Below are 23,070 nucleotides of genomic sequence, written 5' to 3' on the forward strand. Positions count from 1 at the left end.
AGCAGGCCTTCGGTGGTGTTCAGATCAGGTTGTGGTTACCTCCGTTCTGTTTGGTTCTGATCGCCGGCCCCTCTGTGTTGGCCTAAGTCAATTCGTGAACGTGCGTTGGCCTCTCAGGCAGGAGCTTGCAGCCCATCCTTCCCAGCGTGAAATTCTGCGACAACCTGTGCAAACAGCGGTTCGGCTTCCTTCACCGGGATACCGTGGATCACAACGGCTCGGAGGAGCGCCACGAAGGCGGTCTGAACTTCGGGAGCAAGCTGTTTGTGCGCCTCGAGTATCTCTTGGTTTTCTTTCCTGTCTTTGGCGTCCCGCTTGACAATTTCGGATGGATTCCCACCCACAAGCCAATTCATGCAGATGCCCCGCTCGCAAGCCCAACTTATGAGCGGTTCCGTCAGCATCGGCTCGCCATCTTCATAGGTCAGTTCCGGCGGATTGGTTTCAAACAGGGCGCAGGCATGTTCTATGCGCTCGGCGAACGTTCCGAATTCGTGGTCCCGATGTGACTTTGTCATGATTTCACCTTTCTGTGGTCTTCCAGCAATTCAACGTCTTTCAGAAGCTCCGTCAGCATGTTCTCGCAGAGTTCCAGACTTGGTGTCGGCATGTAGTTGCTGCCGAAAGTCGCCACGGGGTCAGAAACGCTATCCGTTGCCATGATGTGGGTCTGCAGAATGGATATCGCGGCGCAGAGGTTGGCGTACGGCGAACCGTTGTCAGGCTGCTTCATGACGTCACCTCACGTCCGCTCGTTGCGTCCATCAGTTTTTCGATATCGAGAGACAACTTGTCTGCCATTTGCTCGATCACATAGCCGAGCGCATGTTTGCCATTTCTCGTTTTTGAGTCGTGGGGGTCAAAATCCGTCAGGACTGCTGCCAGCCCGTGCAGATACAGCATTTCGGTATCGCAGCGCGGCAAGAACCGGCGCGGGGTGTGCGACGACGCGTCGCCTGTTGCAGCGTAGCTGCGCGGATGGATCGGGCAACCTTCAGAAACTCGCCTAAGGGCTAGTCATCGCTTCATCGACAAGACTTCTGCGGTCTCTCTGTCAGCGACGCGCATCAATAGGTCCGGCGTTGAATGTGTGATAGGAACGTCATGCAGGTCGGCGGGAACTTCTTGATTATTGGTAAGAAGCCCCCTTTGGACACATGCGATTGGAGCATCCAAACTCCAGTAGATTTGCGCAAAAGACATAGGGGAACAACATGATAACGGGCACAATTGGAAATGACATTTTGATTGGCAACAGTGGCAACAATGTAATTAAGGGGCTGGATGGTGACGACATTCTTAATGGCCGTAAGGGGCAAGATACTTTGCGCGGAGGGAATGGCGATGACACCCTGCGCGGTCAAAATGGCAATGATAGGCTCTACGGTGGTAGTGGCAACGACGAGCTATTTGGCGGTGATGGCGACGACTGGCTGAACCCTGGCAGCAATATTTCGTTTGATAACATTTGGGCAGGAAATGGAAACGATACCGTTGTGCTATCTGATATTTCCACAGGATACGCTGCGGTTATGCATGATGATCTGAGTGAAAGCGTTATCATTAACATTGACGGCTCGGCGAATACGGCCTCTGTAAACAAGGGCACGAACGGCACCACAGTTATTACGGACGTAACAGAACCTCTCTTCGCAACCACTTCATTCGGCGGGCTCGGCATTTCTGGCACCGACTTCGACGATATTTTCAACATTTCACTTGGCAGTGGCGGCTGGATGTTAGCAATTGGCGGGGCAGGCAATGATACCTTTAACATCGGGATCGGCACCGGGCGCATTCGGCTGGATTACCGCGACGCTGAAAACGGCGTGAGCATTGATCTTACACAGGGCATGGCCTTTGATGACGGTCATGGCGACATCGATACCATCATCGGACAGGGTAGGGTCTGGGAGGTCGCCACCGAAAGATTCAATGATACCGTTATTGGCAGTGCCAATGACGAGAGCTTCATTCTCTATGCGGGCACCGATACTGTGGACGGTCGAGGCGGCATTGACCGTTTGCGTTACGACAAGACTGGAGTAGAGGGTCTTGTTCTCGACCTGAGCACTGGAACTGGAACCGGCATATGGAATGGCGACGGTTTCAATCATACTATCAGCAATATCGAAAGTGTTTTCGGATCTAGGACCGACGACATTCTGCGAGGCGACTCCGAAGACAATTATCTGTGGGGGAATCTTGGCGATGATGAACTGTTTGGCGGTAGTGGTCGCGACGAACTGGTAGGCGCTGAAGGGAAAGACAATCTTTGGGGCGGCAATGGCAGCGATACCATGTGGGGTGGGAATGGCAGCGACACGCTCAAGGGAGAGCAGGGCAACGACGATTTGATTGGCCAGAATGGCAACGACAAAATGTTCGGCGGTGGCGGACGCGACAGGCTGTGGGGTGAGGTCGGCAATGACAAGCTTCGGGGTGGCGCAGGGAATGACGAAATTCAGGGGCAGGATGGCAATGACAAGCTGTTTGGCGGCGCAGATGACGATACCTTGTGGGGCCAGGATGGTAATGACGAATTGAATGGCGGTGCAGGAAACGACTCCATGATCGGAGGCTTGGGCATCGACACCTTTGTCTTCTCGGCAGGAAACGACATCATTTACGATTTCAATACCATCGATATGATCAATCTCGAGAGCGTCGCCTCGATAACGGGATTTAACGACCTCAGGAACAACCACGCGACCGATGTAGGGGGTAATCTTGTGATCGATGACGGTTCGGGAAATTCATTTACTCTGATTGGTGTGAGCGAGGCCAGCCTGCAGGCCAACGATTTTCTGTTCTGATTCCTGGTACTAGAGGAACCTTGGCTTTGCTGAATTTGCCAGCAACACAAAACACACACAGGTGTACACCAGAATGGATGCGAAGACTGTCATCTACCTATTTCGCCATGGCGAGACCGACTGGAACACACAAGGCAGGAGGCAGGGGCACCTAGACTCTCCTCTGACCCAAAGGGGCCGGCTTCAGGCCGAAGAAAATGCAATGAGACTGCGGCGTCATCTTTCGCTCGACGGAGAAATCGCAGTTTTTGCCAGCCCGCTTGGGCGCGCACGGCATACTGCTTTGATAATGGTCAAGGACCTTGGCTTATCCGAGGAGTCTATAATCTTTGAGCCTCGGTTGAAGGAATGCAGCTTCGGAATTTGGGAGGGATTGACCACGTCCGAGATCAAAGCTCGTTACCCGCAAGAATGGCATGCGCGTTCAGAGGACAAGTGGACGGTCCCAGCTCCTTCGGGAGAGTCGTACGCAGATGTGCATGCACGGGTATCTGAATGGTACGAAGAGGTATCACTCGCAAAAATAAACCTAGTTGTTTGTCACGGCCTAACCTCTCGAGTCTTTCGCGGCATTCATGCTGACCTTTCCCGGCACCAGGTCTTTGCACTGAAAGAGCCTCAAGACGGCTTTTTCGAGCTACACAACCAGACCGAAGTGTTCATCGAGTAACAGCGCAGCAAAATGCGTTCACTAGCGCAATATGCGGCATCGATCGAAGTGGGCTCTCCCGACACCTTCGCCACGTTGGTCACGAGTGGCCGGTTTGGGGAATAGCGCAGTTCGATGCATCGCGCTCGAACTGGTATGACGCGGACTAAGTAGGCATTGATTTGATTTTAACTAATAACCGGAATAGAATAGCTTATAATCTGACAAATTGGCCTCTCTGTTGCCCACCTTCTACCTGTAGCTGCACCCAGTACCGGTCTTTGGAGGCTGGAAGATTGAGTAGGCAAAAAGGGAAGGCGACGATTGGATCAAATAGTTTTTTTTGGCGGGTTCGTGGGGGCTTTCGCAATATTTGATGGTTTGTGTGACAAAGTGGCTAGGGCAAAACTATCGGAATTCCTGTTTGGATTTCACAATGTAAATGCCGCAAAAGTTGAACGCCAAATCATCGTTTCATTGATTTCTGGTTTTCTAGATTCTTCCGGTAAACTGTCGTTTCCTCGCGTATTGCTCTGGTCTCTTTTCGCTTCGCCGATTTGTATCTTTTTAGGAGACGTACTACCGGTGTTCAATTACTTACCAAAACAGGTCCAAGAGAGCGCCAATGCAATATTTTCAAACTACCTTCACCTGCCAATAACATTCGCAACGATTAGCGCTTCAGTGGCCTTAGCGAGTTTACCCTTTGACTATTGGAGTCTTTGGATTGCAAAGAAAATATACCTAGACCGCAATAACGAAAGCGGAATTTACCCATTCATAAAAGACTTGGCCGCCTCTATTTTGCCGATCATCCCGTTGGTTCTGATCGTAAAAAGCGAAGTTTTCAGTAGTCTCGGGCTACCGTTGGTAGTTTTTACGTTGGAGAATGTAAGCCATGCGGCTGCTGAGTTGCTTTTGCATCTTGTGATATATGTACCGATAGGTGTCGTTTCTTCAGTCTTTTTGTCCTTTTTGGTGAGAGTTTCAGGATTTGGGGCCGCCATGCTTATTCGTTTCGCTCTAAGGGTCACAAAAGTAAATCAAAGACTGGTATTAGTTTCACGACTACATGAATTCCCCTTTACCTTTATAGGTGTTGTGAGCTTCTTGAGTTATATGGTTTTAGGATTGCTTGCGTAGTCCGAAATCGGCCTTTGGTGCGTCTCGCAGCATCCGTTACTCTGGGCTCTGTGCGGCCATCTGACGGTTTCGCTCAGGGAAGTTGGGTTAGTCCCCGAAGCCCTACTTCCACCGCTAATCTCAGGTCAGGTGAGGAGCGCTAAATGCTCAGCCATCTACGTCGGGACCATCTCCGAGCGACATATTGCGGACTGGCTTTCTATTGAGGGCGGATGCGCCTAAGTTGGTGCAGTGGCCCCCCAAGTTCATCAGTTAAACGCGTAAGTAATTGATATTGTTATGGCGGAAGGGCCAGAAATGTGACAACAGGGCCCGTCAGGCGGGCTTGGGAAGGTCCATGGCTTCGAAGAGGTCGAGTTGCTCCGGTGTTGTTCTGCTGACGCCATGCAGGGTGCGATTTCCCGCATGGGCAGTGTGCTTCTGGATGCGCGCGAGCAGGTCGAGCGCCGTGCGAGGGCTTGCGGAATGTCCCCTTGCCTTCAGCCGCATCCGCATGACGCGGTAGAGAACGAGCGCAAGAAAGCAGATCAGTGCATGCGCGCGGATACGGTCGGGCAAACGATGGTGGACCGGGGCGATCTCGATGTCAGATTTCAACACCCGGAACCCGCGCTCAATATCGGCCAGGGCCTTGTAGCGTGACACGGTCTCGGCAGGCGAGAGGTCGGGCGCGTTGGTCAGAAGCGCCAGCTTGCCGTCGAAGAGTCCCGCCCTGGCAATGGCCTCTTCGTCGACGCTCCAACTGAACCGGTCGGCCTGCAGATCGGCCTTGAGGAAACGGGTGAGTTCGGCCTCGGCAACGGCGCGGGAGAAGCGGCTGTAGGCACCCCGGTCGGAGGCGCTCCGTCCCCGTGCTGTCTTACCGCCATCCTGCGCGTCAAGTTTCGCGACCATTTTCTCTGCCTGGGCTTCAAGCTCGGCAATGCGTGCGCGGCGCCGGTCGGATTGCTCTTCGGCACGTAGTGGATCATGGGCCACGATCAGGCGATGCCCGGCGAAGGTTTCTTCGGCCAGCCCATCGCTATCGAAGGTGAGGTTCTGGAACGTCTCGGCCAACTCGGTGTAGCGGCGGGCCGGGACGGCAAGGATGAATTCCAGCATGCGATCCCCCCGATGAGCCAACGCAGTTAGCTCATCTATGTTGTCGAGGCTCAGCAACCCGCGATCGGCCACCAGAATGACCCGCTGGATTGGGAATCTCTGCAATACTGTTTGCAACATGGGCTGCAGTGTCTTGGTCTCGGCTGTATTGCCGGGATGGACCGTGTGCATCAATGGCAAACCATCTGCGGTCTGCACGACGCCGAGCACGAATTGCCGCGCAATGCCTCCGGTTTCCTTGTTCATGCCAAAGCCGCGTAGATCGCCTTCCAGCTTGAGGGGAAGGGCAATCCGCCCAGATCGCGGCTTAACTGTCGAACTTGGGTGGCCCGTACTGGGGGGCGGAGTTGGAGCAAGAAATGATGAAACTGCCAATCTCAGCGGTCGTGGTTCTGGCACTACTTGCCGCACCAATGGTGTGGGCAGACAATGGAAAAGGCAAAGGCAAGGGCAAGGGTAACAGCAAAGCGAAAAGCCAAAAAGAACAACCAGTTCAATCGCCTGTGGTCGTCAATCCGGGCAACTACAACTGTCCACCAGGGCTGGCAAAGAAAGCGGTTCCTTGTGTCCCCCCCGGGCAACTCAAAAAGTACGGCACCGGCGACTATCTCTATAACGATTACTTTGTCTTGACCGACATACCCACGAAGACCGCGTTGAGCTTCACTTCTGCACACCGCGCTTGGAGCTGACCTCGGGGCGGAGCCTGAACATCGCGCCACCCGGCTACGAAAAAGCCTTCGACAGCTTGCGCGATGTGATGAACCAGCGCCACGGCTGGGCCGATCCGATGGAGCTGGAGCGCGCGCAAGAGGTCCGCGACACCATCGAGACCCCAATGCGCGCGCAGGGTCGTGACGAGCTGCATGCGTGGGTTCTGGATCAAGTCAGCGTGGGCCTAATCACTGACCGTGGGAGCATGCTCGACGCCCTTACCGATGCGGGCTTTGACATCCCACGCGCGGGCAAAGCCTACCTGACCGCCCAAGACCCCGACACCGGCGAGCGCTGGCGTTTGAAAGGAGAGATATTCCATGAAAACTGGCAAGCCGACCCGACTGAGCGAGAAGCTGAACGCGGAACTGGACACGATCCGGCAGGACTACGCCGCCTCGATGGCATCGCAATTGGAGAGCTTCAGGACCGATTTGAACAGCATTGCGACCAACGCGCAGCGTACAATCGAGATCGATACCCGCACCTTTCTGAGACAGAACAAGAGCTGGCTGACGATCTCGCCTTGGCTGATCACGGGGATGTTCTTGGCAGGAATCGTCTCGATGATGGCCGCGAGCTTGCTCTGGACGCTGATGCTGGCCAACTCGGAACTGATGGACTTGGGCCTAACGAGGATCGACAGGGAGGACGGGACGTGGCTGGTGCTGGACCCGACCAAGACGCGCCTGAGGACCTGCACAATGGGCGGGAGATCAGTGACCTGCATCGAGATCGAGGAGAACTAGATGACGACACCCCTGACAGCATTGGAACGCGACTTGCTCTCCTGCGTCGAGCGGTTGGTGACGGCCTGCGAGGTCTCAGCAAAGGAATTGAGCGGGTTAGAGGCACGCTCGACGACGGGGATGCAGAGCCAGATGGATGGATTGGCCGCCTGCGTGTCGGTGCTCATTCAATCGCAAGTGGTGTCCGTGGCTGCGTTGCACGGCTTGCTGAGCGAGGGCTCGAATTACGGGAGGCTGCGCACGCAACTAGAGACCAGCTTGAAATTAGTGAAAGCCGCCGAAGAGAGGCTGAAACAGAGCTAGAAGAGCGGGAGGTCGAGATGGACCGGGGGATGACGCATTGAGGGAAGATGGGCAGAGTTAGTTGAGCTTCACTACCGTCTATCTAACCGGAAACCGTTTCCGCGTCATTCTGTCCTTTTCGGGTAAGCGCAATGGGATCCATCTGCCGCCGGTCGCCCTTGCCCACGTTGAAAATGTCGGATTTCACCTCATTAAATTCATGATTGGTTACGCTCAATTGTAATTCTCGACTGGACTTGCCGCAGAAGACAAAAATCTGATATTCGCCACTATCGTCGACCGTCTCGACTAGACGCCAACCCGGCCTGCTTGCATCAGTGACTTCAATGTTGACGAAACGAGCCGGAGTAGTTCCATGCTCACCTAGAATCTGAACGGAACCAACAACCTCAGCGTCAGTTAGCTTTCGAAGTGCAACGTATGTGCATACGATTACAAGCAATGGCCATGTGCCGGCGATACCAATGACCCAAGCAAGAAAGTTCAAAGGCTCGATGAGAGTGTTTAAGAAATAGATCACCAATCCAATGCCTCCTGCAGCTAGAACAGCTATGGATACGAGTGCACGGATTTTTAGTTTTCGGGGTGAAAACAGCCTGCCGCCAATTAGAATAGTTACTAATCCGGCAAGTCCGCCAAGCACGACTTGCGCAAACCATCGAGAGTCAGTCATTGGATTGGAGAAAGCGACATAGACCTCTAAGCCATTTCCAGCAGAGCTGGGTAACGTCACTAGTGGTAAAGCGGTAGTCCATCCGACTCGGGGAGCAAAAGCAATGTCGTCTTCCGTGACCCCTGCCGGAAGTCGGACGCTTAGATCGAAATTCTTTACCGTCTCAGATGCTTGGGCAAGGATTGTCGAGTGTTGTTGGAACCCAGAAAAGCCAAAATCGAACGAAAATCGTACGCGCCTTTTCGAGCCGGTCGGTATGATTTCAACAGCATTCAGAATTCGGAGTTTAACCTGCGATGTATTTTCTGGATGTAGGAATGCGATGAGAGTGTAGTCATCTCCCATCGCTAGAATACTCGCGCTTATGGTATCTGCGGTTCTTATCGTTGCTTCTTCACTTAATCGAAAGGGTAAGAGAGCAGACCCGATCGATGAGCGACCCAAAGGCCTAACCATGACTGTCACGGTAGCATCAGCAAACCCTTGGTTAGAAAGCTCCATCTCGATGGTAGATTGGGCTGTCGCAAAGTGAGGCGTAAACAGGGCTATGAAAAATGTGAAGATCAGGATGAGCAGGCGCACTTTAGAACCTGTAAAACTGGTGAAATCCGATTATTAGAACGGACGACACCACTGACAAGCAAGAGGCTATCAGAGATAGTCTAAGGTATCGGGATTGCCTGTATTGAAGATGTTCTAACACCCGAAACTCTTCGCGCTCATCCATCTCACTAAAGTGCAGGTCGATCCTTGGAGAATAAAGGTGATTTGCTACAATAGCGAGCCACGCAAATGCTGAAAGGACGGATGGTAATACAACGGCAACTAGAGCAATCGTATAGAGTTCGCGCCCCAAGTCCGGCAACATGTACGCTGAGAAAGCTGCAATCAAAACAGCACGAATTTCTGCGTATCGCAGTTGACTTCGAAGGTCTGCGGTTCTGCGATGTGAAATCATTGCTCTCAATTACTTTGTTCGTCTTCCGCGCCAGCGTATGTCTGTTTCGATCGTCAGACAACCAAATAAAAAGCAGAAGCCACGCTTGATATCTGATAGGAAAAATGTGGAAAGGAAGCTGTTTGACCAATTCAATACAGTGCTGAATCTTAAAAACCGGCTCGAAGAGAAACGCTTCCTGGGCTGACGAATCTGCGGCGGCCTCAATGCAGAATTTTGTGCTTACACGCTAATGAACTCAACTATGCTGCAATCAGCGGTTCGATATTGGACACATCGATTTCCTTTGCGGCCAGAGCCATGTCGTAGTTCGTCTGCAAGTTTACCCAGTAGGCTGGGGTCGTATTGAACACGCGGGCAAGGCGCAGCGCCGTGTCAGGCGTGATCCCAGTCGTGCCCTTGATCAACCGCTCGATCCGCGTCCGTGGCACGCCCAGACGCCGCGCAAACGCGATGGCTCCCATGTCCAGAGGATCAAGGTAAAGCTCTTTCAGGACTTCACCTGGATGCATTGGTTCTTCAAGCAGGCTCATCAGCGTATCCTCTCAATGGTAATCGACAATCTCAACATCGGCGGGCCCGTTCGGCGTCCAGACAAAGCAGATGCGCCATTGCCCGTTGATCCGCACGGAATGTTGCCCAGCCCGATCACCCTTTAGTTCTTCTAACCGACATTCCCCAAGTAGAACACCGACCAATTGATTTTGATACCGTTTTGCATCCAGATCAAGTTTTTCGTGCCCGCTGTGCCGTGGTTGGGGCATCTCACGCGCGAACTGAGCATGCTTTCTGGCCTCGGCGGCGGGTTTGATGTAGTTATTGGGCTGATCGACAGTGCTTTGGGTAGACCGGTCGAGCCGCTTTTCCTCAGATTTTGTTGCTGACGTCATCATCCGGGAACCGGTGGTGAGCGCAGGCGATGTATGGCGGCCAGAATGCGGTTGAACAGGTCACCGCTGACCGCGACTTCGGCCAGTTGGACCGTGATGGCCCGAGCATGACGCACCACCCTCGCTCCGGTTTTGATCAGCCTTGTTTGGAGGCTGGTCAGTGACCAGTCAGCCATCTCTTTGGGTAGGTCGGTTCCTTGCAGGAAGACGCCGAGATTGTAGGCAAGCGCATGAAGTTGCAGCCGCACCTCGTTCTGCGCCATGCCCTTGCAGGACAAACGGGTCCAGTTGATCGCCTGCTTGCCTTCCTTGATGTATTGCTCGGCCGTGCCGCGTTGGTTGTAGAAGCGGATGATCCATTCAGGTTTCATTGGCATGTTGGTGACCACGAAGCCGACGCGCGGGAACAACTCGCCGGGATGCCACTCGACCTTGGCGATGACACGACGGGGCTTGTCCCAGGATGCCGCCTGATACTCGAAATCGCCGTAGATGCGCTTAACGCCTTTTGGCGGGCGTCCGACTGGACGCTTTAGAAGATGCGCAATTCTGCCCTGAAGTACACGGTTGGTGCGCAGGCGAATGGCATAGTAATATCTTTCCGCTTCCAGAGTTTTGTATAGCTCCGGGATGGCGAAGGCAGCATCGCCCCGGAAGAGCCGCATCAGGTGACGATCCGCATATCGCGCAATGACGGGCTTCAGAACCTCTTCCCATCCATCTGCGCTGTGAACATTGCCGGGGCGCAGAGCGCAACGTTCCAAATGGCCAAACTGGTTGAAGACGAATAGCGGATGATAGCACATGCAGCCGAAATGCCCGTTCCAAGCGGTGCCTTCTTGCGCGCCGTGAGTGGGACTGACCGCCGAGAAAGCCACCACCTTCATCCGAGAACAGGCCCAGACTTGGCTGACCGGTCAGATAGAGTTTCACAAGCCCCTCAAGGGTCGGTTCGGCAGTGGTCAGCTTGGGGCTGAGCGGCTGTATCGGCTCCGCGCCCAGCGCGTCCAAATCAGCTTCGGCGGCGCGCGCCTTGCCGGGGTCTTTCCCGGCAGCTTCCTTGACCAACCGGTCATGCTTCGCAGACCAGAGTTTCTGCTCTGTTTTCCATGCCGTCATAGCATCCCGGTAATCCGACGCCTGACCGCGTTCGAAATCGCGCAGCCCTTGCATAACCAACTTGTCACAACCGCTCTTTCGCTCTCCCGATTGTGCCACTGTCAGGCAGAACAGGGACACCGGGGCATAGCCCGCAAGCGTCTCAACATCCGCGAATGCCTGCACAGCCAGAGAGGCCACCGACAGGGCGGATTGCCTCGGATCGCTGTCGTTGTCTTCTACAATGAAGCGCGCTATTGCTGTGTCGGCGCGAAAATCACTCCATTTGCCAATGTCTTGTGCGTCGGTAGAGGGCTTCGCCCCCGGTTCTGCGTAGTGTGTGTTCTTACTGCTCATTGTCCGCAATTCCTTGTGGTTGTGCGGACGGCCTGAATGCGCTATTTTCATCATGTCACTGTTGAAAAACGCCCCTGACCGTCTCGCGTGCGGTTGGGGGTTTTTCGTTAGGCGGCGATGTCGTCAGCGAAGTTATCAAGCTCTGAAATCTCGATGCGCGTCGCGCTTCCGACCTTCTTCACTTTGATGTGCCCAAACTTGATTTGGACATACAACCAAGACCGGGACATGCCGAGATAATGAGCGGCGTCGTTAACGCTCAAAAGCCTGCGTGTGCTGTGTTTCTGACTGGTCATGGCTTACCTCGTGTATCCGTGTGTGTGTCTGTTTGGGTCGCACACACAAGTTGCACTAGGAGCTAAGGCACTGACAACAAGGCATAATATAAAACCACATTTTGAAATATGCGGGTATCCCAGGCAATTTTGCCGGTTGCATTTCGAGATATGCGGTATCCAAGTTGATATTGGATGGGGTGACGAGCAGTATTGATCAAGTCAGCCGCACCCTACGGCTTTGTTATGTTCGTCAAGGCAGCGGTTGAAAGTCCTTTCGGTCAAATCATCCTTGCCTAGTTCGCTCGCCACCTTTCGACGCAATTCGGCCTTTGACCCCGCACTTTCGGGATAGCCATCTGGCACTATCTTGTTTAGTGCGCGTCGGATACTATACCCGAGGGTGGCCTTTCGCCCCTTTTTAGTGGTCACTGGCGGAGATTTCGCTTGATGCGCAAATGCCGCCGCCACTTGCTCGGAATGAAAAACCATACGCAGGGGAGCACTCTTTTGACTCAAAGTCGCAGTGCCTGTCGTAATCGCGTTCCAAGCCAATTCATCGTCCAACCACATCGCCTTGTTTGGGAATCTCTCAACGCCACTCACCGGTGAAAGCCAAGATGCCTCAAGGGCACCCAATGCAAGTGCGTTTCGTATAGCGTCGTAATACTCAAAACATCGCGTACGCCACAGCTTCGCAGTGCAAAGCTCTCCGCTGCATATTGGGGGTATTAGTTTGGCCTGGTTAGCACCAAGCACATGTGACGGTTGCTTTGGTGATCTCTGTTCAGACAGCCATTGCTGATATCGGGATATTGAGGAGTTTGCTTCTCGCAATGATTGGCGGTCCGATTGTGGGGTGAAAGCTATCTCTGGTCTAAACGCGCTTTCGTCAATCGCACTGCGGACAAAATTGATTTCCAGAAGCGCGCTCCGTAGGGCATATTTCTGGGGGTAATCGCTCAAAATCGTTTCTGGAGGAAACCATAGGTGGGAGCTCGAATCACGAACCCTAGTAGTGGGTGGCTCATACGGTTTCCAACCTTCAATCTCTGCTAGGCCCGCGTTTAATGCGTCCTCATCCTGCGATAATGAATCCAGAAGCGCCCGGTCTTCGCGTGGAGCAGGGAATAGGTGAGCACATACGAGTTTTTTCGTGTCTTCGAAACTAATGTAGGGCGGCGGCGTATAGGTTGGGCGTTGGATGTTTCTCATCGACCAATCCTCGCAGTCTTCACGATTTCCCTCGTGACCATTTCCGCCCACTTGTTCAGGGCATTGGCTCGTTGCGGCAACTGCTCGGACTGGTTGTAAACACGTGCAACCGCACTGGGGGCCGATCCGCTGGCCGAATGGTTTAGAATACGGTCAACAACTGTTTCTGGTTGGCCTGCCTCGGCTAGGGATGTGGCCATTGCCGTGCGAAGGTCGTGTATGCGCCAAGGCTCGAACTTCTCACCTAAAATCGTATCAAGCCTACCTTTTGCATGCGACGGGTTAGCAACAGGGCGGACACCATCAAAGGTGAATACAAACTCGCCAATTGAGGCTCGGTCGCCCAGATTTTGGAGTTCAGCATAAACAGGTTCTGACATATGGGTCTGATGTGCCCTACCATTCTTGGTCTCGCTACCTGGCTTCACGATCATCCTGTTTTCAAAGTGCACTTCGGACCAACGAAGTTTTGCAATCTCGCCTCGCCTTTGGCCGGTTAGAATGATCAAGCGGAAGAATGGTCCCCATACCTCACCCATCCTCCCTGTCGCTGACCAGATTGAGCGAACCTCTTCAATGCTTGGCACTCTTTCGCGAGCCTTCTCCTTGGTCGCTTTCGCGACCCCTGCCCCAATCGGCACATCAGTGTAACCGCGAAGAAATGCCCAGTTAGCAAACGCCACGAGCGCCGCTCGGATTCTGTTGGCATAGGGCCGACGGCCACTTTGCGCCTTTGTGTCTACCGCTGCCTGCAGGTCCTTGCGCCCGATTTGACTGATGGGGACATCCAGCAGGCCCTCCAAGGCATTTGAAATCTGTCGAAACCGTTCGTCGCCAGTTGCAATATTACTCAGGTGCAGTTCGCGATATGCCTCCAAGACTTCACGGCAACTCACTTGCGTCGCCTTTTCGATTTTTTGGCGTTCATCTTCCCGTTTGGCGTTTTCTACGCGGTCAATTCCCCGTTGCGCCTCTGCTTGAATCTCAAAAGACATCGAACGGGCCTGTGCAAGGCTGACGGGCTTGGGCCATGTCCCAAGGGTGAATTTGCGCTTGGGTCCTCCCTTTATCCGTTTTTCGTAAACCCATGACGCTCGACCGCTCTGCGACAGTCTAAAACGCAGCCCAATGCACTTTGTGTCCGAGACTTCAATCCGCTGGCCCTCTTGCGGCTTCAGGCTTCGCAAGAAGCGGTCATTTAGTTCTCTTTTCATCGAATGCGCCTTCTGGGGGACAACTGGGGGACATTTTTCACAAGATTATGGTGAACGTCCATGGACAACTGTAGACGGATTTATTGTCCCCCGCAACGTATAGAAGGCCTTTATACGTTAATTATCAACACGATTTGCAGACGGCTGTGCACACTAACGGACGAGAGTGGACAATCTACAGACTGGATAACATCGCGGATTGCAAATCCGTGTACACCGGTTCGATTCCGGTACTCGCCTCCATTTGATATCTATGGGTTAGCGCAACTTTCGCGCATTTGAAGCGATGGCTAAATGTCCTAACTCTTGGTCGGTTTCGCTTTCGGATTGGGTGCTCGGCGAATTTGAGCCTTGCTCGCGGGAAATGCCTGACGCATTTTATGCCGTCTGACACAGCAGCCGCTTGGTGAAGCTCGGTGCGTGCTCGCCCTTCCCCATTTTCCGGAACGCCCCGATCTGGTGGGGCTTCGTCATCCTGCGATGTTCCACGACTTCCACGGGGCGCAGGGCAAGACGGCGTCCTCATTGCGTCTTCTTGATCGAACCGGACTACTGCATTGGAAGCGGTGAGGCATGTCGTTTGGAGCAGGCGATCGGAACTGGGTGGGTCAGACGGCAAGCGCACAGCCAGGCACAGGGCGGAAAAGCCTGTGAAACGGGCCGGATTCGCTCTTTTCAAGGGCGATCATCCGGTCTATACGCGCGACTTCACGCGGGGATACAGCCTTGGAGGATCCCTGCCTCAACACTTGGAGAATAACAATGGCCGGAGAGATCCCAGATCTTCACGCCGAGGAACGGACGGGGACAGGCAAGGGCGCCGCTCGTCAGGCACGCCGCGATGGCAAGGTTCCCGGAATCGTTTTTGGTGGCGACGTTGATCCGCTTCCGATCAACATCCCGTTCAACACCCTTCTGACACGGCTGCGTCAGGGTCGGTTCAAGGCAACGCTGTTCAACCTGAAAGTTGACGGACACGACGACGTCCGCGTCATCTGCCGCGATGTCCAGCGCGACGTGGTCAAGGACCTGCCAACCCATCTCGACCTGATGCGCCTGCGCCGCAACACCAAGATCAACCTGTTCATTCCGGTTGAAGTGGTGGGCGAAGAGGTTTCGCCGGGCCTGAAAAAGGGCGGTGTTCTGACGCTGATCCGTCCCGAAGTCGAATTGATGGTGACCGCTGGCGAGATCCCCGATCACATCACCATTGATGTGTCCGAGCTGGAAATCGGCGACAACGTGAGCATTTCGTCGGTCACCCTGCCGTCAGGCACCAAAGCGACGATCGACCGTGATTTCGTTATTGCGAACCTGTCGGCACCGTCTGGCCTGAAGTCTGCAGAGGACGAAGAAGAAGAGGATGCCGAGGCAGAAGTCGCACCAGACGAGGTCGAGGCGATCAACGTCGAAGACTGATCACTGCAATCGGATATGATATTGAAGCGGGGTCCTTTGAGGCCCCGTTTTTGCTGATATCGCCTGCATCGCGCCTCCCCATGAGAGCCAAGATCGGTGATAGGGTCCAAGCAAGCCGACGACTGCCACACATCACTGGCGAAGCATTCCCCTGATCCTCGCGAGGTCTCGACCCTTCTCGGGTTTGGCTGCACCTCTGCGGGTGCCGACCCCAAACTGAACCGCCGGTGAGGCCAAGGAACTCAGGATAGAGCCCTACCGATGACCACCACCAAACGCGCCGACAGTTCACCGGTCTCTTGCGCGCCCGCGGGATGATCGCCTCTGCGGGGCTGGCAATTGCAGGCATCATCGGGCATCACAGCGGTGACGATGCATTGAACCGTGGAGCCCGTCATGAAGTTGATTGTCGGATTGGGAAATCCGGGCGCGAAATACGCGCGGAACCGGCATAACATCGGGTTCATGGCGTTGGACCGCATTGCAGGTGACCACGGGTTTGCCCCTTGGCGGGCCAAGTTTCAGGGGCAGCTGTGCGAGGGTCGGCTGGGCCGGGAAAAGGTGATGCTGCTAAAACCCGAGACATTCATGAACAATTCCGGACAGTCGGTGGGCGAGGCCATGCGGTTCTTCAAACTGGAGTCGGAAGACTTGATCGTAATCCATGACGAAATCGACCTCGCACCGGGCAAGGCACGGATCAAGACCGGAGGCGGCCATGCCGGACATAACGGGTTACGCTCCATCCATGCCCATATCGGTGATGCTTACGACCGGGTGCGGCTCGGGGTTGGCCATCCCGGACGCAAGGAACTGGTGCCGGGATACGTGCTGCGCGATTTCCCCAAGGCTGACGATGACTGGCTCGACGATCTCTTGCGCGGAATTTCCGATGGGGCCGTGCATCTGGCCGAGGGAGATGGCGGACGGTTCATGAACGCGGTCGCCTTGCGCACCGCCCCGCCCCGTTCCTCAACAAGCGTTCCCAAGACGTCGCCGACCACAGCACCCCAACCAGAAGCGCCCGCACCCGCGCCGGATGAGAGAAGCAGGCTGCAAAAACTCGTCGATCGGTTCAAATGACGCTGAGCGACGCATTCCTGACACAAGCGCAGGCGTGCGCCGGTCTCGGGTCCCCCTTCATGGGCCGGTTGTTGAACATGTTGGCCAGCGATTGGCCTGCGGATACCGCGCTGGCCAATCGCTGCGGCGAATGGACGGGCGATATCGGCCCCAGTGGGGCATCTCTGCCACTGCGCATTGCCGGTGGCCTGCATGCGCTGGTGCTGAACGGAGACGCCCCCGCATTGCGGGCGGTTTACCCGCCTGCGACGGTTACCGATGCGCGTTTGCGCGAGGCAGTCCTGGACGCACTGGCAGGGCATGAGGCCTTCATGCTGAACTGGATCGAAAGCGCGCCGCAAACCAACGAGGTAGGGCGCAGTGCTGCGCTGATCGCAGCGGCGCACTGGATTGCCGCACGATATCGGCTGCCTTTCGTCACCTCGGAACTGGGCGCGAGCGCGGGTCTCAACCTGATGTGGGATCGCTATGCCGTAAGCCATGCTGACCAGCGCCTCGGTCCCGCCGACGCGGCCCTCTGCCTGTCGCCGGACTGGTCCGGTCAGATGCCTGTGGCCATGCCCGTAACCGTTGCAGAGCGGCGCGGCGTTGATCTGAACCCTCTGGATGTGCAGGACGCGGATCAGGCGTTGCGGCTCTTTGCCTATCTCTGGCCGGATCAACCGCACCGGATGAACCTGACTCGCGCGGCGATCGGGGCATTGAATGGCACGGTTGACAAGGCGGACGCGATTGACTGGCTTGAACCGCGCCTGACCTCCGCACCCGTTGGCCACATCCACCTGATCTATCACACGGTGGCATGGCAGTATTTTCCAACCGAGGCGCAGGCGCGCGGAACCGCGTTGATCGAGGCGGCCGGTGCACGCGCGACCAAGACCCGGCCGCTGGCCTGGCTGGCGATGGAAAATGACGGCGACAATGCGGGGGCTGCTCTGACTCTAAGGCTCTGGCCCGAAGACCGGCGCATATCATTGGGCCGCGCCGATTTTCACGGACGCTGGATTCGGTGGGACGCCTGACCAGACCCCGGATACGACGGAACGGAAGAGGAGAGCGGATGCGCACACTCGGGAAATGGCTGGGCCGCATATTACTGTCGCTGTTGCTCGCCGCGGCGGTGATCGGCGTTTGGAAACGCGAAGAGATCACACGGCTCTGGGCGGTGAATTCGCTGTTCTCCGAAGAACGGATCGTTGGCAACTTCTCGCATATGGACGCGGCCTTTCTGACCGCACCCCTGCCGCGTGGCGATGGGCCGGTCAGCCCGCTGCCCGAGGGCGAGCCTGCCCGACTTCCCGATGACACAGAGGGCTGGATCAAGGCCCGCACGCTCACGTCGCTTCTGGTGATGAAGGACGGGACGATCCGCTACGAGGATTACTTCCTTGGCACCCGTCCTGATGACCGGCGGATTTCATGGTCAATCGCCAAGAGTTACCTGTCTGCCCTGTTCGGCGTTCTGCTGGACGAAGGGGCGATCGAATCGTTGGGTGATCCTGTCACACGATATGCGCCAGAGTTGACCGGGAGCGCCTATGACGGCGCAAGCATTCGCAACGTGTTGACCATGGCCAGCGGCGTGACCTTTGACGAAGATATCATGGACCCCAATTCGGATATCAACCGCATGGGTCGGATCATAGCTCTTGGCGGAACGCTGGATGATTTCACCGCCAGTTTTGTCGAGAGGTTCAGCGCACCCGGCGCTGTGTGGAAATATGTATCGATTGATACGCATGTCGTTGGCTTGGTGATCCGGGGCGCGACCGGGCGCAGCGTCACCGAGTTGCTTGCGGAGAAGATCATAGCGCCTCTGGGACAGGAGCAAGACGCCTACTACCTGACCGATGGCGCGGGCGTGGCGTTTGTTCTGGGCGGGCTCAATCTGACCACACGGGACTATGCGCGCTTTGGCCAGATGATCCTGCAAAATGGCGACTACAACGGCCAGCAGGTGATTCCTGCAGACTGGGTTGCCGCATCAACCGCCCCGACCGCACCAACAGCGCCCGGCAAAGATGGTTATGGATATCTTTGGTGGAGCCCCGAAGGGGGTGTCGCGTCCGAATTCATGGGCCGTGGAGCTTACGGTCAATATCTCTATATTGACCAGGCGAGGAACGTCGTGATCGTGGCCACCGCAGCCGACCGGACGTTTCGCGAGGATGGCATCAATGACGACAATATCGCGATGTTCCGCCGGATCGCGGACGGGTTATAGGGAGACGCGCATGGAACAGGATGACAGCATCAACGTTTTAGGGGGCGCCCTTGCGCCCTGCTCGACCGATCCGGTGACCGGATTCTTTCGGGATGGTCATTGCAACACCTGCGCCGCCGATCAGGGCAGCCACACGGTCTGCGCCGTGATGACCGATGAATTCCTCGCCTATTCGAAGTATTTTGGAAATGATCTGTCCACACCCCGGCCCGAGTTTGGCTTTGCCGGGCTGAAGGCAGGCGATCACTGGTGCCTGTGCGCCGGGCGGTTTCTGCAGGCCCACGACGAAGGCTGCGCGCCACAGGTCAATCTGAGCGCCACGCACAAGCGCGCATTGGACATTGTCCCGTTGAAGGCGCTTGAGGAACACGCACTCTAGCGCAGCGAAAGTGGTGGGAACCTGAACCGGCACAGCCGTATTGCAGCTGTGCCGTGTCGCGTGGAACGCCCCGCCTAGAGCGTTTCGCGACTAACTTGGATCATCTGGTGTCACCTAACGCGTTGAAATCTATGATTTCAGGCAGCGTTAGGTGATTCAGGTTCAACGCGGAACGCTTTAGCTCGCGTCGCGACCTTCGGTGTCGGACATGTCAAATCCCAGGTGCTTTGCGACCGTGAAGATATCTTTGTCGCCCCGTCCGCACATATTCATGCAAATCAGGTGATCCTTGGGCAGATCGGGCGCGATCTTCATGACATGGGCCAGGGCGTGGCTGGGCTCGAGCGCGGGAATGATACCCTCCTGTGCGCAGCTGAGCTGAAATGCCTCGAGCGCCTCGACATCGGTGATCGACACGTATTTCGCACGGCCAATCTCATGCAGCCATGAATGTTCGGGGCCGATGCCCGGATAGTCCAGCCCGGCCGAGATCGAGAATCCTTCGAGAATTTGCCCGTCATCGTCCTGGAGCAGATAGGTGCGATTGCCATGCAGAACGCCGGGGCGTCCGCCGGTCAGCGAGGCACAGTGCTCCATCTTGGCGTTGACGCCCTTGCCGCCGGCCTCGACCCCGATGATGTTGACACTCTTGTCATCCAGAAACGGAAAGAACAGTCCCATGGCGTTTGATCCGCCACCGATGGCGGCGACCAGCGTATCAGGCGGACGGCCCTCGGCGGCCTGCATCTGTTCCTTGGCTTCCTTGCCAATGATGCTCTGGAAGTCGCGCACCATCGCCGGATACGGGTGCGGACCGGCCACGGTGCCGATGCAATAGAAGGTATCGCGCACATTGGTGACCCAGTCGCGCAGCGCGTCGTTCATCGCATCCTTGAGCGTGCCGCGCCCGGAAGTGACGGGAATGACCTCGGCCCCCAAGAGGCGCATGCGAAAAACGTTTGGCGCCTGACGTTCGACATCATGCTTGCCCATGTAGACGACGCATTTCAGGCCGAACTTGGCGCAGACGGTCGCGGTCGCAACCCCATGCTGCCCCGCGCCGGTCTCGGCGATGATGCGCGTCTTGCCCATGCGGCGGGCGAGGATGATCTGGCCCAGTACGTTGTTGATCTTGTGCGCGCCAGTGTGGTTCAACTCGTCGCGCTTGAGATAAATCCTGGCGCCGCCGAGATGGTCGGTCAGACGTTCTGCAAAGTAAAGCGGGCTGGGACGGCCGACATAGTGGGTCCACAAATCCTGCATCTCGGCCCAGAAACTGTCGTCGGTCTTGGCCTTTTCATATTCCTCTTCCAGCGCCAGGATCAGCGGCATCAGCGTTTCGCTGACAAAGCGTCCACCGAAATCTCCGAAGCGCCCGTTTTCGTCCGGTCCGGTCATGAAGGAATTGAACAGATCGTCGGCCATGATGGTCCCCCTTGCGTCGCACGCCCCGTTCATATGGGCCAGTTTCAGGAAATGCCATGCAAAAAGTGGTTTCCTCCCCGTCCCAGCAACCCGACGAGCAAACGCCACGCGTATTGCGTGGCGTTCGGGTACTCGGTGATCGGTTGCAGGCTCTGACCTAGCCTTCGGGGATCAACACCTTGTCGATGACATGGATCACGCCGTTCGATGCGCCGACGTCAGCGGCCACAACCTTGCTTGATCCGACCTTGACGCCATTTCCCATGCCATTGACGCTGAGCCGCTCACCTTCGACCGTGAGAACCTTGGTCCGCTTGCCGGCAAGCTCTCCCGACATGACCTTGGCGGGGACCACGTGATACGTCAGGATCTGAACCAGCTGGTCCTTGTTCTCGGGTTTCAGCAGCGTTTCAACCGTTCCATCGGGAAGCGCGGCAAAGGCTTCGTCGGTGGGCGCAAACACGGTGAACGGCCCCTTGCCCTTGAGCGTGTCGACAAGCCCCGCAGCCTGTACCGCCGCAACGAGAGTGGTGAAGGACCCGTTTGCGACCGCAGTGTCGACGATGTCCATATCAGCGGCCTTCGCCGGGGACATTGCCGTACCTGCAATCATTGCGGCACCGATGACGGTTAGAAAGTTGCGACGAAGCATTTGCTGTTCTCCTCTGTTTGATACACCGAGGTTACGCAGCACGACACGACATGGATCAAACCTGCGATCCGTGTTTCATCACCCTCACGGGCCCGTGTTTTTCCGTCAGATTGCGTATGCCGATGTCGCGGCAAGGAATGTGCGGATTTGGCTGGAGTCCTTGACGCCCGGCGCGCTTTCAACGCCGGAAGACACATCAACCTGACGGGCGCCGGTCATGGCAATCGCCTCGCCCACATTGTTCGGCGTCAGCCCGCCCGCCAACATCCACGGCACTGGCCAACGCCGCCCCGCGATCAGCCGCCAGTCAAAGGCCAAACCATTGCCGCCGGGTAGCTCCGCGTGCCTTGGCGGCTTGGCATCAACCAGTATCTGATCCGCGACCTGCTGATAATCCAGAAGCGCCGGCAAATCGCTTTCGTGCGCGACGCCGACCGCCTTCATCACCGGCAGGCCAAAGCGGGTCCGGATTTGGGCCACCCGGTCGGGATCTTCGGCACCATGCAGTTGCAGCATGTCGAGCGGCACCGTGTCGATCAGATGGTCCAGCGTCACGTCATCCGCGTTGACCGTCAGCGCAACCTTGCAGACGCCTTCTGGCACCGAGGCCGCCAATGTCGCCGCCAGTGGCAGGGCAACATTGCGTGGCGATTTGGCAAAGAAAACAAAGCCCACGTAGCGCGCACCAAAAGCGACCGCGGACGCAAGCGTTTCTGCGGTACTCAGCCCGCAGATCTTGACGTGAATGTCCCGGGACATGACAGGATCAGCCGGTTTCGTCCAGGATGGCCAAAACTTCGTCCTTGCCCTTGTGCTTTTCGGTTTTCAGCTTGCCGACCTGACGCTCGAGCTTGCGCACTTCGCGGGCCTTTATCTGCGCCTCGCGGCGATGCTTGTATTCACGCATCCATTCCCAGACGAACCCGATCACCAATCCGGCGACGATTCCCCCCAGCACAACCACGAACAGCGGCAGCGATATGGTCATGTTGAACCCCAGCAGTTCCGCAACCGCATCGGGCATCAATTTCAGCGTGACAAATCCACGGTTCGCCAGGGACACCGAAATCAGCAAAACTCCCAGCGTGGCCAGGAAGGCATAGCGAATGTACCGCATCAGATTACTTTCCGTTCAGACGGTCCCGCAGGAGTTTTCCGGTCTTGAAAAACGGGACATGCTTTTCCTCAACATGCACGGTTTCACCGGTCCTTGGATTGCGTCCGATCCGCGCATCGCGCTTTTTGACCGAGAACGCGCCGAAACCACGCAGTTCGACCCGATCACCACGCGCCATGGCACCGGTGACTTCATCGAACACTGTATTCACAATACGCTCGACATCGCGTTGGTAGAGGTGAGGGTTTTCATCAGCGATTTTCTGTATCAATTCAGACCGGATCATTCGGCGTGTCCCTCCCAAGGCGGCATCGCGCTAACAAGACTGGTTCGTTGAGTATAGGAGCAAAAATCCTTCGCGGGAACCAGAACTATTGGAATATGAACGGAAAAACTCACCCAGTTCCGCCGGTACACCCGCAATCATGCGCGAATCCCACCCTCATGCGACGCGATGAATTGGTTTTGACCGCGTTTTTCCACCGATCCGCGAGCAACGCGATTCGCTGCGCGAAGGAGGCCGGTGGGGGATCAGCCAGCTTGAGATTGGCCAATACAGATGCGAATTGCGTCGTCAGAAAGCCGCCAAATGCGGCCTACTGCGCAATTGGCCATG

25 protein-coding genes, 1 tRNA gene and 3 pseudogenes are annotated in these 23,070 nt (G+C 56.0%); 12 read left to right on the plus strand and 17 right to left on the minus strand.

All coding sequences use genetic code 11. From position 1 onward, the window contains the following. Window positions 1–113 precede the first annotated feature (113 nt). Genes QO231_RS09255 through QO231_RS09265 form a run of 3 tightly spaced genes read right to left on the minus strand, consistent with a single transcriptional unit; the run spans window position 114 to window position 903 of the window. Entirely contained in the window at window positions 114–518 is a 405-nt protein-coding gene (locus QO231_RS09255; protein ID WP_316775380.1) for a hypothetical protein, read from the minus strand. Beyond that, window positions 515–733, minus strand: coding sequence for a hypothetical protein (locus QO231_RS09260; RefSeq protein WP_316775383.1), 219 nt, complete (start codon window positions 731–733; stop codon window positions 515–517). Before QO231_RS09260 ends, QO231_RS09255 begins: the two co-directional genes overlap by 4 nt. Further along, window positions 730–903, minus strand: a complete 174-nt coding sequence (locus QO231_RS09265) for a hypothetical protein (protein ID WP_316775386.1) — start codon at window positions 901–903, stop codon at window positions 730–732. Before QO231_RS09265 ends, QO231_RS09260 begins: the two co-directional genes overlap by 4 nt. A 311-nt stretch (window positions 904–1,214) precedes the next feature. On the opposite strand from QO231_RS09265, the gene QO231_RS09270 reads away from it, so the two are divergent. From QO231_RS09270 to QO231_RS09280, 3 genes are all read left to right on the plus strand, one after another. Further along, window positions 1,215–2,816, plus strand: coding sequence for a calcium-binding protein (locus QO231_RS09270; RefSeq protein WP_316775388.1), 1,602 nt, complete (start codon window positions 1,215–1,217; stop codon window positions 2,814–2,816). 73 nt (window positions 2,817–2,889) lie between these two features. Then, window positions 2,890–3,486: a histidine phosphatase family protein gene (locus tag QO231_RS09275; protein WP_316775391.1), complete on the plus strand. Its 597-nt coding sequence runs from the start codon at window positions 2,890–2,892 to the stop codon at window positions 3,484–3,486. Window positions 3,487–3,789: 303 nt separating this feature from the next. Next, window positions 3,790–4,608 (plus strand): hypothetical protein, encoded by an 819-nt coding sequence (locus tag QO231_RS09280; protein ID WP_316775393.1) that lies wholly within the window; start codon window positions 3,790–3,792, stop codon window positions 4,606–4,608. Window positions 4,609–4,923: 315 nt separating this feature from the next. Here the strand turns inward: QO231_RS09280 and QO231_RS09285 are convergent. Continuing rightward, window positions 4,924–5,985, minus strand: a pseudogene (locus QO231_RS09285) (IS1634 family transposase); the annotation flags it as partial. An 83-nt stretch (window positions 5,986–6,068) separates the two neighbouring features. Between QO231_RS09285 and QO231_RS09290 the strand changes: the two are divergent. The 3 genes from QO231_RS09290 to QO231_RS09300 all read left to right on the plus strand — a co-directional run bounded on the left by QO231_RS09290 (window position 6,069) and on the right by QO231_RS09300 (window position 7,475). Further along, window positions 6,069–6,401: a hypothetical protein gene (locus QO231_RS09290; protein ID WP_316775394.1), complete on the plus strand. Its 333-nt coding sequence runs from the start codon at window positions 6,069–6,071 to the stop codon at window positions 6,399–6,401. 342 nt (window positions 6,402–6,743) lie between these two features. Then, window positions 6,744–7,172, plus strand: coding sequence for a hypothetical protein (locus QO231_RS09295; RefSeq protein WP_316775395.1), 429 nt, complete (start codon window positions 6,744–6,746; stop codon window positions 7,170–7,172). Then, window positions 7,173–7,475 (plus strand): hypothetical protein, encoded by a 303-nt coding sequence (locus tag QO231_RS09300; RefSeq protein WP_316775397.1) that lies wholly within the window; start codon window positions 7,173–7,175, stop codon window positions 7,473–7,475. Window positions 7,476–7,557: 82 nt separating this feature from the next. On the opposite strand, the gene QO231_RS09305 is transcribed toward QO231_RS09300, so the two are convergent. From QO231_RS09305 to QO231_RS09335, 8 genes and pseudogenes are all read right to left on the minus strand, one after another. Further along, window positions 7,558–8,730, minus strand: a complete 1,173-nt coding sequence (locus QO231_RS09305; RefSeq protein ID WP_316775398.1) for a hypothetical protein — start codon at window positions 8,728–8,730, stop codon at window positions 7,558–7,560. A 618-nt stretch (window positions 8,731–9,348) separates the two neighbouring features. After that, complete coding sequence (locus QO231_RS09310; protein ID WP_316775399.1) at window positions 9,349–9,639, minus strand: HigA family addiction module antitoxin; 291 nt, start codon at window positions 9,637–9,639, stop codon at window positions 9,349–9,351. Window positions 9,640–9,651: 12 nt separating this feature from the next. Next, window positions 9,652–9,999 carry a type II toxin-antitoxin system RelE/ParE family toxin gene (locus QO231_RS09315; RefSeq protein WP_316775400.1) on the minus strand — a complete coding sequence of 116 codons (348 nt, stop codon included), beginning with the start codon at window positions 9,997–9,999 and terminating at the stop codon, window positions 9,652–9,654. Continuing rightward, window positions 9,996–10,865 (minus strand): annotated as a pseudogene (locus QO231_RS09320) (IS1380 family transposase); the annotation flags it as partial. The gene QO231_RS09315 and the pseudogene QO231_RS09320, both read right to left, overlap by 4 nt. A 25-nt stretch (window positions 10,866–10,890) precedes the next feature. Continuing rightward, a pseudogene (locus tag QO231_RS26105) lies at window positions 10,891–11,505 on the minus strand (DUF3987 domain-containing protein); the annotation flags it as partial. 53 nt (window positions 11,506–11,558) lie between these two features. Beyond that, the gene (locus QO231_RS09325) at window positions 11,559–11,747 is read right to left on the minus strand and encodes a helix-turn-helix domain-containing protein (RefSeq protein WP_316775402.1); all 189 of its coding nucleotides are present in this window, start codon (window positions 11,745–11,747) and stop codon (window positions 11,559–11,561) included. Window positions 11,748–11,948: 201 nt separating this feature from the next. After that, a complete protein-coding gene (locus QO231_RS09330) occupies window positions 11,949–12,293 on the minus strand; it encodes a hypothetical protein (protein ID WP_316775403.1) in 345 nt (114 codons plus the stop codon). Window positions 12,294–12,937: 644 nt separating this feature from the next. After that, window positions 12,938–14,155 (minus strand): tyrosine-type recombinase/integrase, encoded by a 1,218-nt coding sequence (locus tag QO231_RS09335; protein WP_316775405.1) that lies wholly within the window; start codon window positions 14,153–14,155, stop codon window positions 12,938–12,940. A gap of 159 nt (window positions 14,156–14,314) precedes the next feature. Between QO231_RS09335 and QO231_RS09340 the strand changes: the two genes are divergently transcribed. The 6 genes from QO231_RS09340 (at window position 14,315) to QO231_RS09365 (ending at window position 19,260) form a co-directional block, all read left to right on the plus strand. Continuing rightward, a tRNA-Cys gene (locus QO231_RS09340) sits at window positions 14,315–14,398 on the plus strand. 519 nt (window positions 14,399–14,917) lie between these two features. Beyond that, window positions 14,918–15,574 carry a 50S ribosomal protein L25/general stress protein Ctc gene (locus QO231_RS09345; RefSeq protein ID WP_316775408.1) on the plus strand — a complete coding sequence of 219 codons (657 nt, stop codon included), beginning with the start codon at window positions 14,918–14,920 and terminating at the stop codon, window positions 15,572–15,574. A gap of 396 nt (window positions 15,575–15,970) precedes the next feature. Then, the gene (gene pth, locus QO231_RS09350) at window positions 15,971–16,657 is read left to right on the plus strand and encodes an aminoacyl-tRNA hydrolase (RefSeq protein WP_316775411.1); all 687 of its coding nucleotides are present in this window, start codon (window positions 15,971–15,973) and stop codon (window positions 16,655–16,657) included. Beyond that, the gene (locus QO231_RS09355; protein ID WP_316775414.1) at window positions 16,654–17,679 is read left to right on the plus strand and encodes a DUF2332 domain-containing protein; all 1,026 of its coding nucleotides are present in this window, start codon (window positions 16,654–16,656) and stop codon (window positions 17,677–17,679) included. The genes pth and QO231_RS09355 overlap by 4 nt, the downstream gene beginning before the upstream one ends. Window positions 17,680–17,717: 38 nt before the next feature. After that, window positions 17,718–18,881: a serine hydrolase domain-containing protein gene (locus QO231_RS09360; protein ID WP_316775416.1), complete on the plus strand. Its 1,164-nt coding sequence runs from the start codon at window positions 17,718–17,720 to the stop codon at window positions 18,879–18,881. A gap of 10 nt (window positions 18,882–18,891) precedes the next feature. Further along, complete coding sequence (locus tag QO231_RS09365; protein ID WP_316775418.1) at window positions 18,892–19,260, plus strand: DUF2237 family protein; 369 nt, start codon at window positions 18,892–18,894, stop codon at window positions 19,258–19,260. Window positions 19,261–19,437: 177 nt separating this feature from the next. Here QO231_RS09365 and trpB read toward each other — a convergent pair whose 3' ends face one another. From trpB to ihfB, 5 genes are all read right to left on the minus strand, one after another. Continuing rightward, complete coding sequence (gene trpB / locus QO231_RS09370) at window positions 19,438–20,685, minus strand: tryptophan synthase subunit beta (RefSeq protein WP_316775419.1); 1,248 nt, start codon at window positions 20,683–20,685, stop codon at window positions 19,438–19,440. A gap of 157 nt (window positions 20,686–20,842) precedes the next feature. Continuing rightward, window positions 20,843–21,337: a fasciclin domain-containing protein gene (locus QO231_RS09375; RefSeq protein WP_316775421.1), complete on the minus strand. Its 495-nt coding sequence runs from the start codon at window positions 21,335–21,337 to the stop codon at window positions 20,843–20,845. A 105-nt stretch (window positions 21,338–21,442) separates the two neighbouring features. Next, entirely contained in the window at window positions 21,443–22,096 is a 654-nt protein-coding gene (locus tag QO231_RS09380) for a phosphoribosylanthranilate isomerase (protein WP_316775423.1), read from the minus strand. Window positions 22,097–22,103: 7 nt separating this feature from the next. After that, window positions 22,104–22,454: a LapA family protein gene (locus QO231_RS09385; protein ID WP_316775425.1), complete on the minus strand. Its 351-nt coding sequence runs from the start codon at window positions 22,452–22,454 to the stop codon at window positions 22,104–22,106. A 4-nt stretch (window positions 22,455–22,458) separates the two neighbouring features. Further along, complete coding sequence (gene ihfB / locus QO231_RS09390; protein WP_316775427.1) at window positions 22,459–22,740, minus strand: integration host factor subunit beta; 282 nt, start codon at window positions 22,738–22,740, stop codon at window positions 22,459–22,461. Between the last annotated feature and the right edge of the window lie 330 nt (window positions 22,741–23,070).

Origin of the sequence: Sedimentitalea todarodis, from assembly GCF_032595355.1 — a bacterium.
GTDB classification, from domain to species: Bacteria; Pseudomonadota; Alphaproteobacteria; order Rhodobacterales; family Rhodobacteraceae; genus Sedimentitalea; species Sedimentitalea todarodis.

What these genes read in the sequence shown, in the direction of transcription:
- QO231_RS09255 (WP_316775380.1), bottom strand. Translation starts at nt 518, where the DNA reads ATGACAAAGTCACATCGGGACCACGAATTCGGAACGTTCGCCGAGCGC.
- QO231_RS09260 (WP_316775383.1), bottom strand. Translation starts at nt 733, where the DNA reads ATGAAGCAGCCTGACAACGGTTCGCCGTACGCCAACCTCTGCGCCGCG.
- QO231_RS09265 (WP_316775386.1), bottom strand. Translation starts at nt 903, where the DNA reads ATGCTGTATCTGCACGGGCTGGCAGCAGTCCTGACGGATTTTGACCCC.
- QO231_RS09270 (WP_316775388.1), top strand. Translation starts at nt 1,215, where the DNA reads ATGATAACGGGCACAATTGGAAATGACATTTTGATTGGCAACAGTGGC.
- QO231_RS09275 (WP_316775391.1), top strand. Translation starts at nt 2,890, where the DNA reads ATGGATGCGAAGACTGTCATCTACCTATTTCGCCATGGCGAGACCGAC.
- QO231_RS09290 (WP_316775394.1), top strand. Translation starts at nt 6,069, where the DNA reads ATGATGAAACTGCCAATCTCAGCGGTCGTGGTTCTGGCACTACTTGCC.
- QO231_RS09295 (WP_316775395.1), top strand. Translation starts at nt 6,744, where the DNA reads ATGAAAACTGGCAAGCCGACCCGACTGAGCGAGAAGCTGAACGCGGAA.
- QO231_RS09300 (WP_316775397.1), top strand. Translation starts at nt 7,173, where the DNA reads ATGACGACACCCCTGACAGCATTGGAACGCGACTTGCTCTCCTGCGTC.
- QO231_RS09310 (WP_316775399.1), bottom strand. Translation starts at nt 9,639, where the DNA reads ATGAGCCTGCTTGAAGAACCAATGCATCCAGGTGAAGTCCTGAAAGAG.
- QO231_RS09315 (WP_316775400.1), bottom strand. Translation starts at nt 9,999, where the DNA reads ATGATGACGTCAGCAACAAAATCTGAGGAAAAGCGGCTCGACCGGTCT.
- QO231_RS09325 (WP_316775402.1), bottom strand. Translation starts at nt 11,747, where the DNA reads ATGACCAGTCAGAAACACAGCACACGCAGGCTTTTGAGCGTTAACGAC.
- QO231_RS09335 (WP_316775405.1), bottom strand. Translation starts at nt 14,155, where the DNA reads ATGAAAAGAGAACTAAATGACCGCTTCTTGCGAAGCCTGAAGCCGCAA.
- QO231_RS09345 (WP_316775408.1), top strand. Translation starts at nt 14,918, where the DNA reads ATGGCCGGAGAGATCCCAGATCTTCACGCCGAGGAACGGACGGGGACA.
- pth (WP_316775411.1), top strand. Translation starts at nt 15,971, where the DNA reads ATGAAGTTGATTGTCGGATTGGGAAATCCGGGCGCGAAATACGCGCGG.
- QO231_RS09355 (WP_316775414.1), top strand. Translation starts at nt 16,654, where the DNA reads ATGACGCTGAGCGACGCATTCCTGACACAAGCGCAGGCGTGCGCCGGT.
- QO231_RS09360 (WP_316775416.1), top strand. Translation starts at nt 17,718, where the DNA reads ATGCGCACACTCGGGAAATGGCTGGGCCGCATATTACTGTCGCTGTTG.
- QO231_RS09365 (WP_316775418.1), top strand. Translation starts at nt 18,892, where the DNA reads ATGGAACAGGATGACAGCATCAACGTTTTAGGGGGCGCCCTTGCGCCC.
- trpB (WP_316775419.1), bottom strand. Translation starts at nt 20,685, where the DNA reads ATGGCCGACGATCTGTTCAATTCCTTCATGACCGGACCGGACGAAAAC.
- QO231_RS09375 (WP_316775421.1), bottom strand. Translation starts at nt 21,337, where the DNA reads ATGCTTCGTCGCAACTTTCTAACCGTCATCGGTGCCGCAATGATTGCA.
- QO231_RS09380 (WP_316775423.1), bottom strand. Translation starts at nt 22,096, where the DNA reads ATGTCCCGGGACATTCACGTCAAGATCTGCGGGCTGAGTACCGCAGAA.
- QO231_RS09385 (WP_316775425.1), bottom strand. Translation starts at nt 22,454, where the DNA reads ATGCGGTACATTCGCTATGCCTTCCTGGCCACGCTGGGAGTTTTGCTG.
- ihfB (WP_316775427.1), bottom strand. Translation starts at nt 22,740, where the DNA reads ATGATCCGGTCTGAATTGATACAGAAAATCGCTGATGAAAACCCTCAC.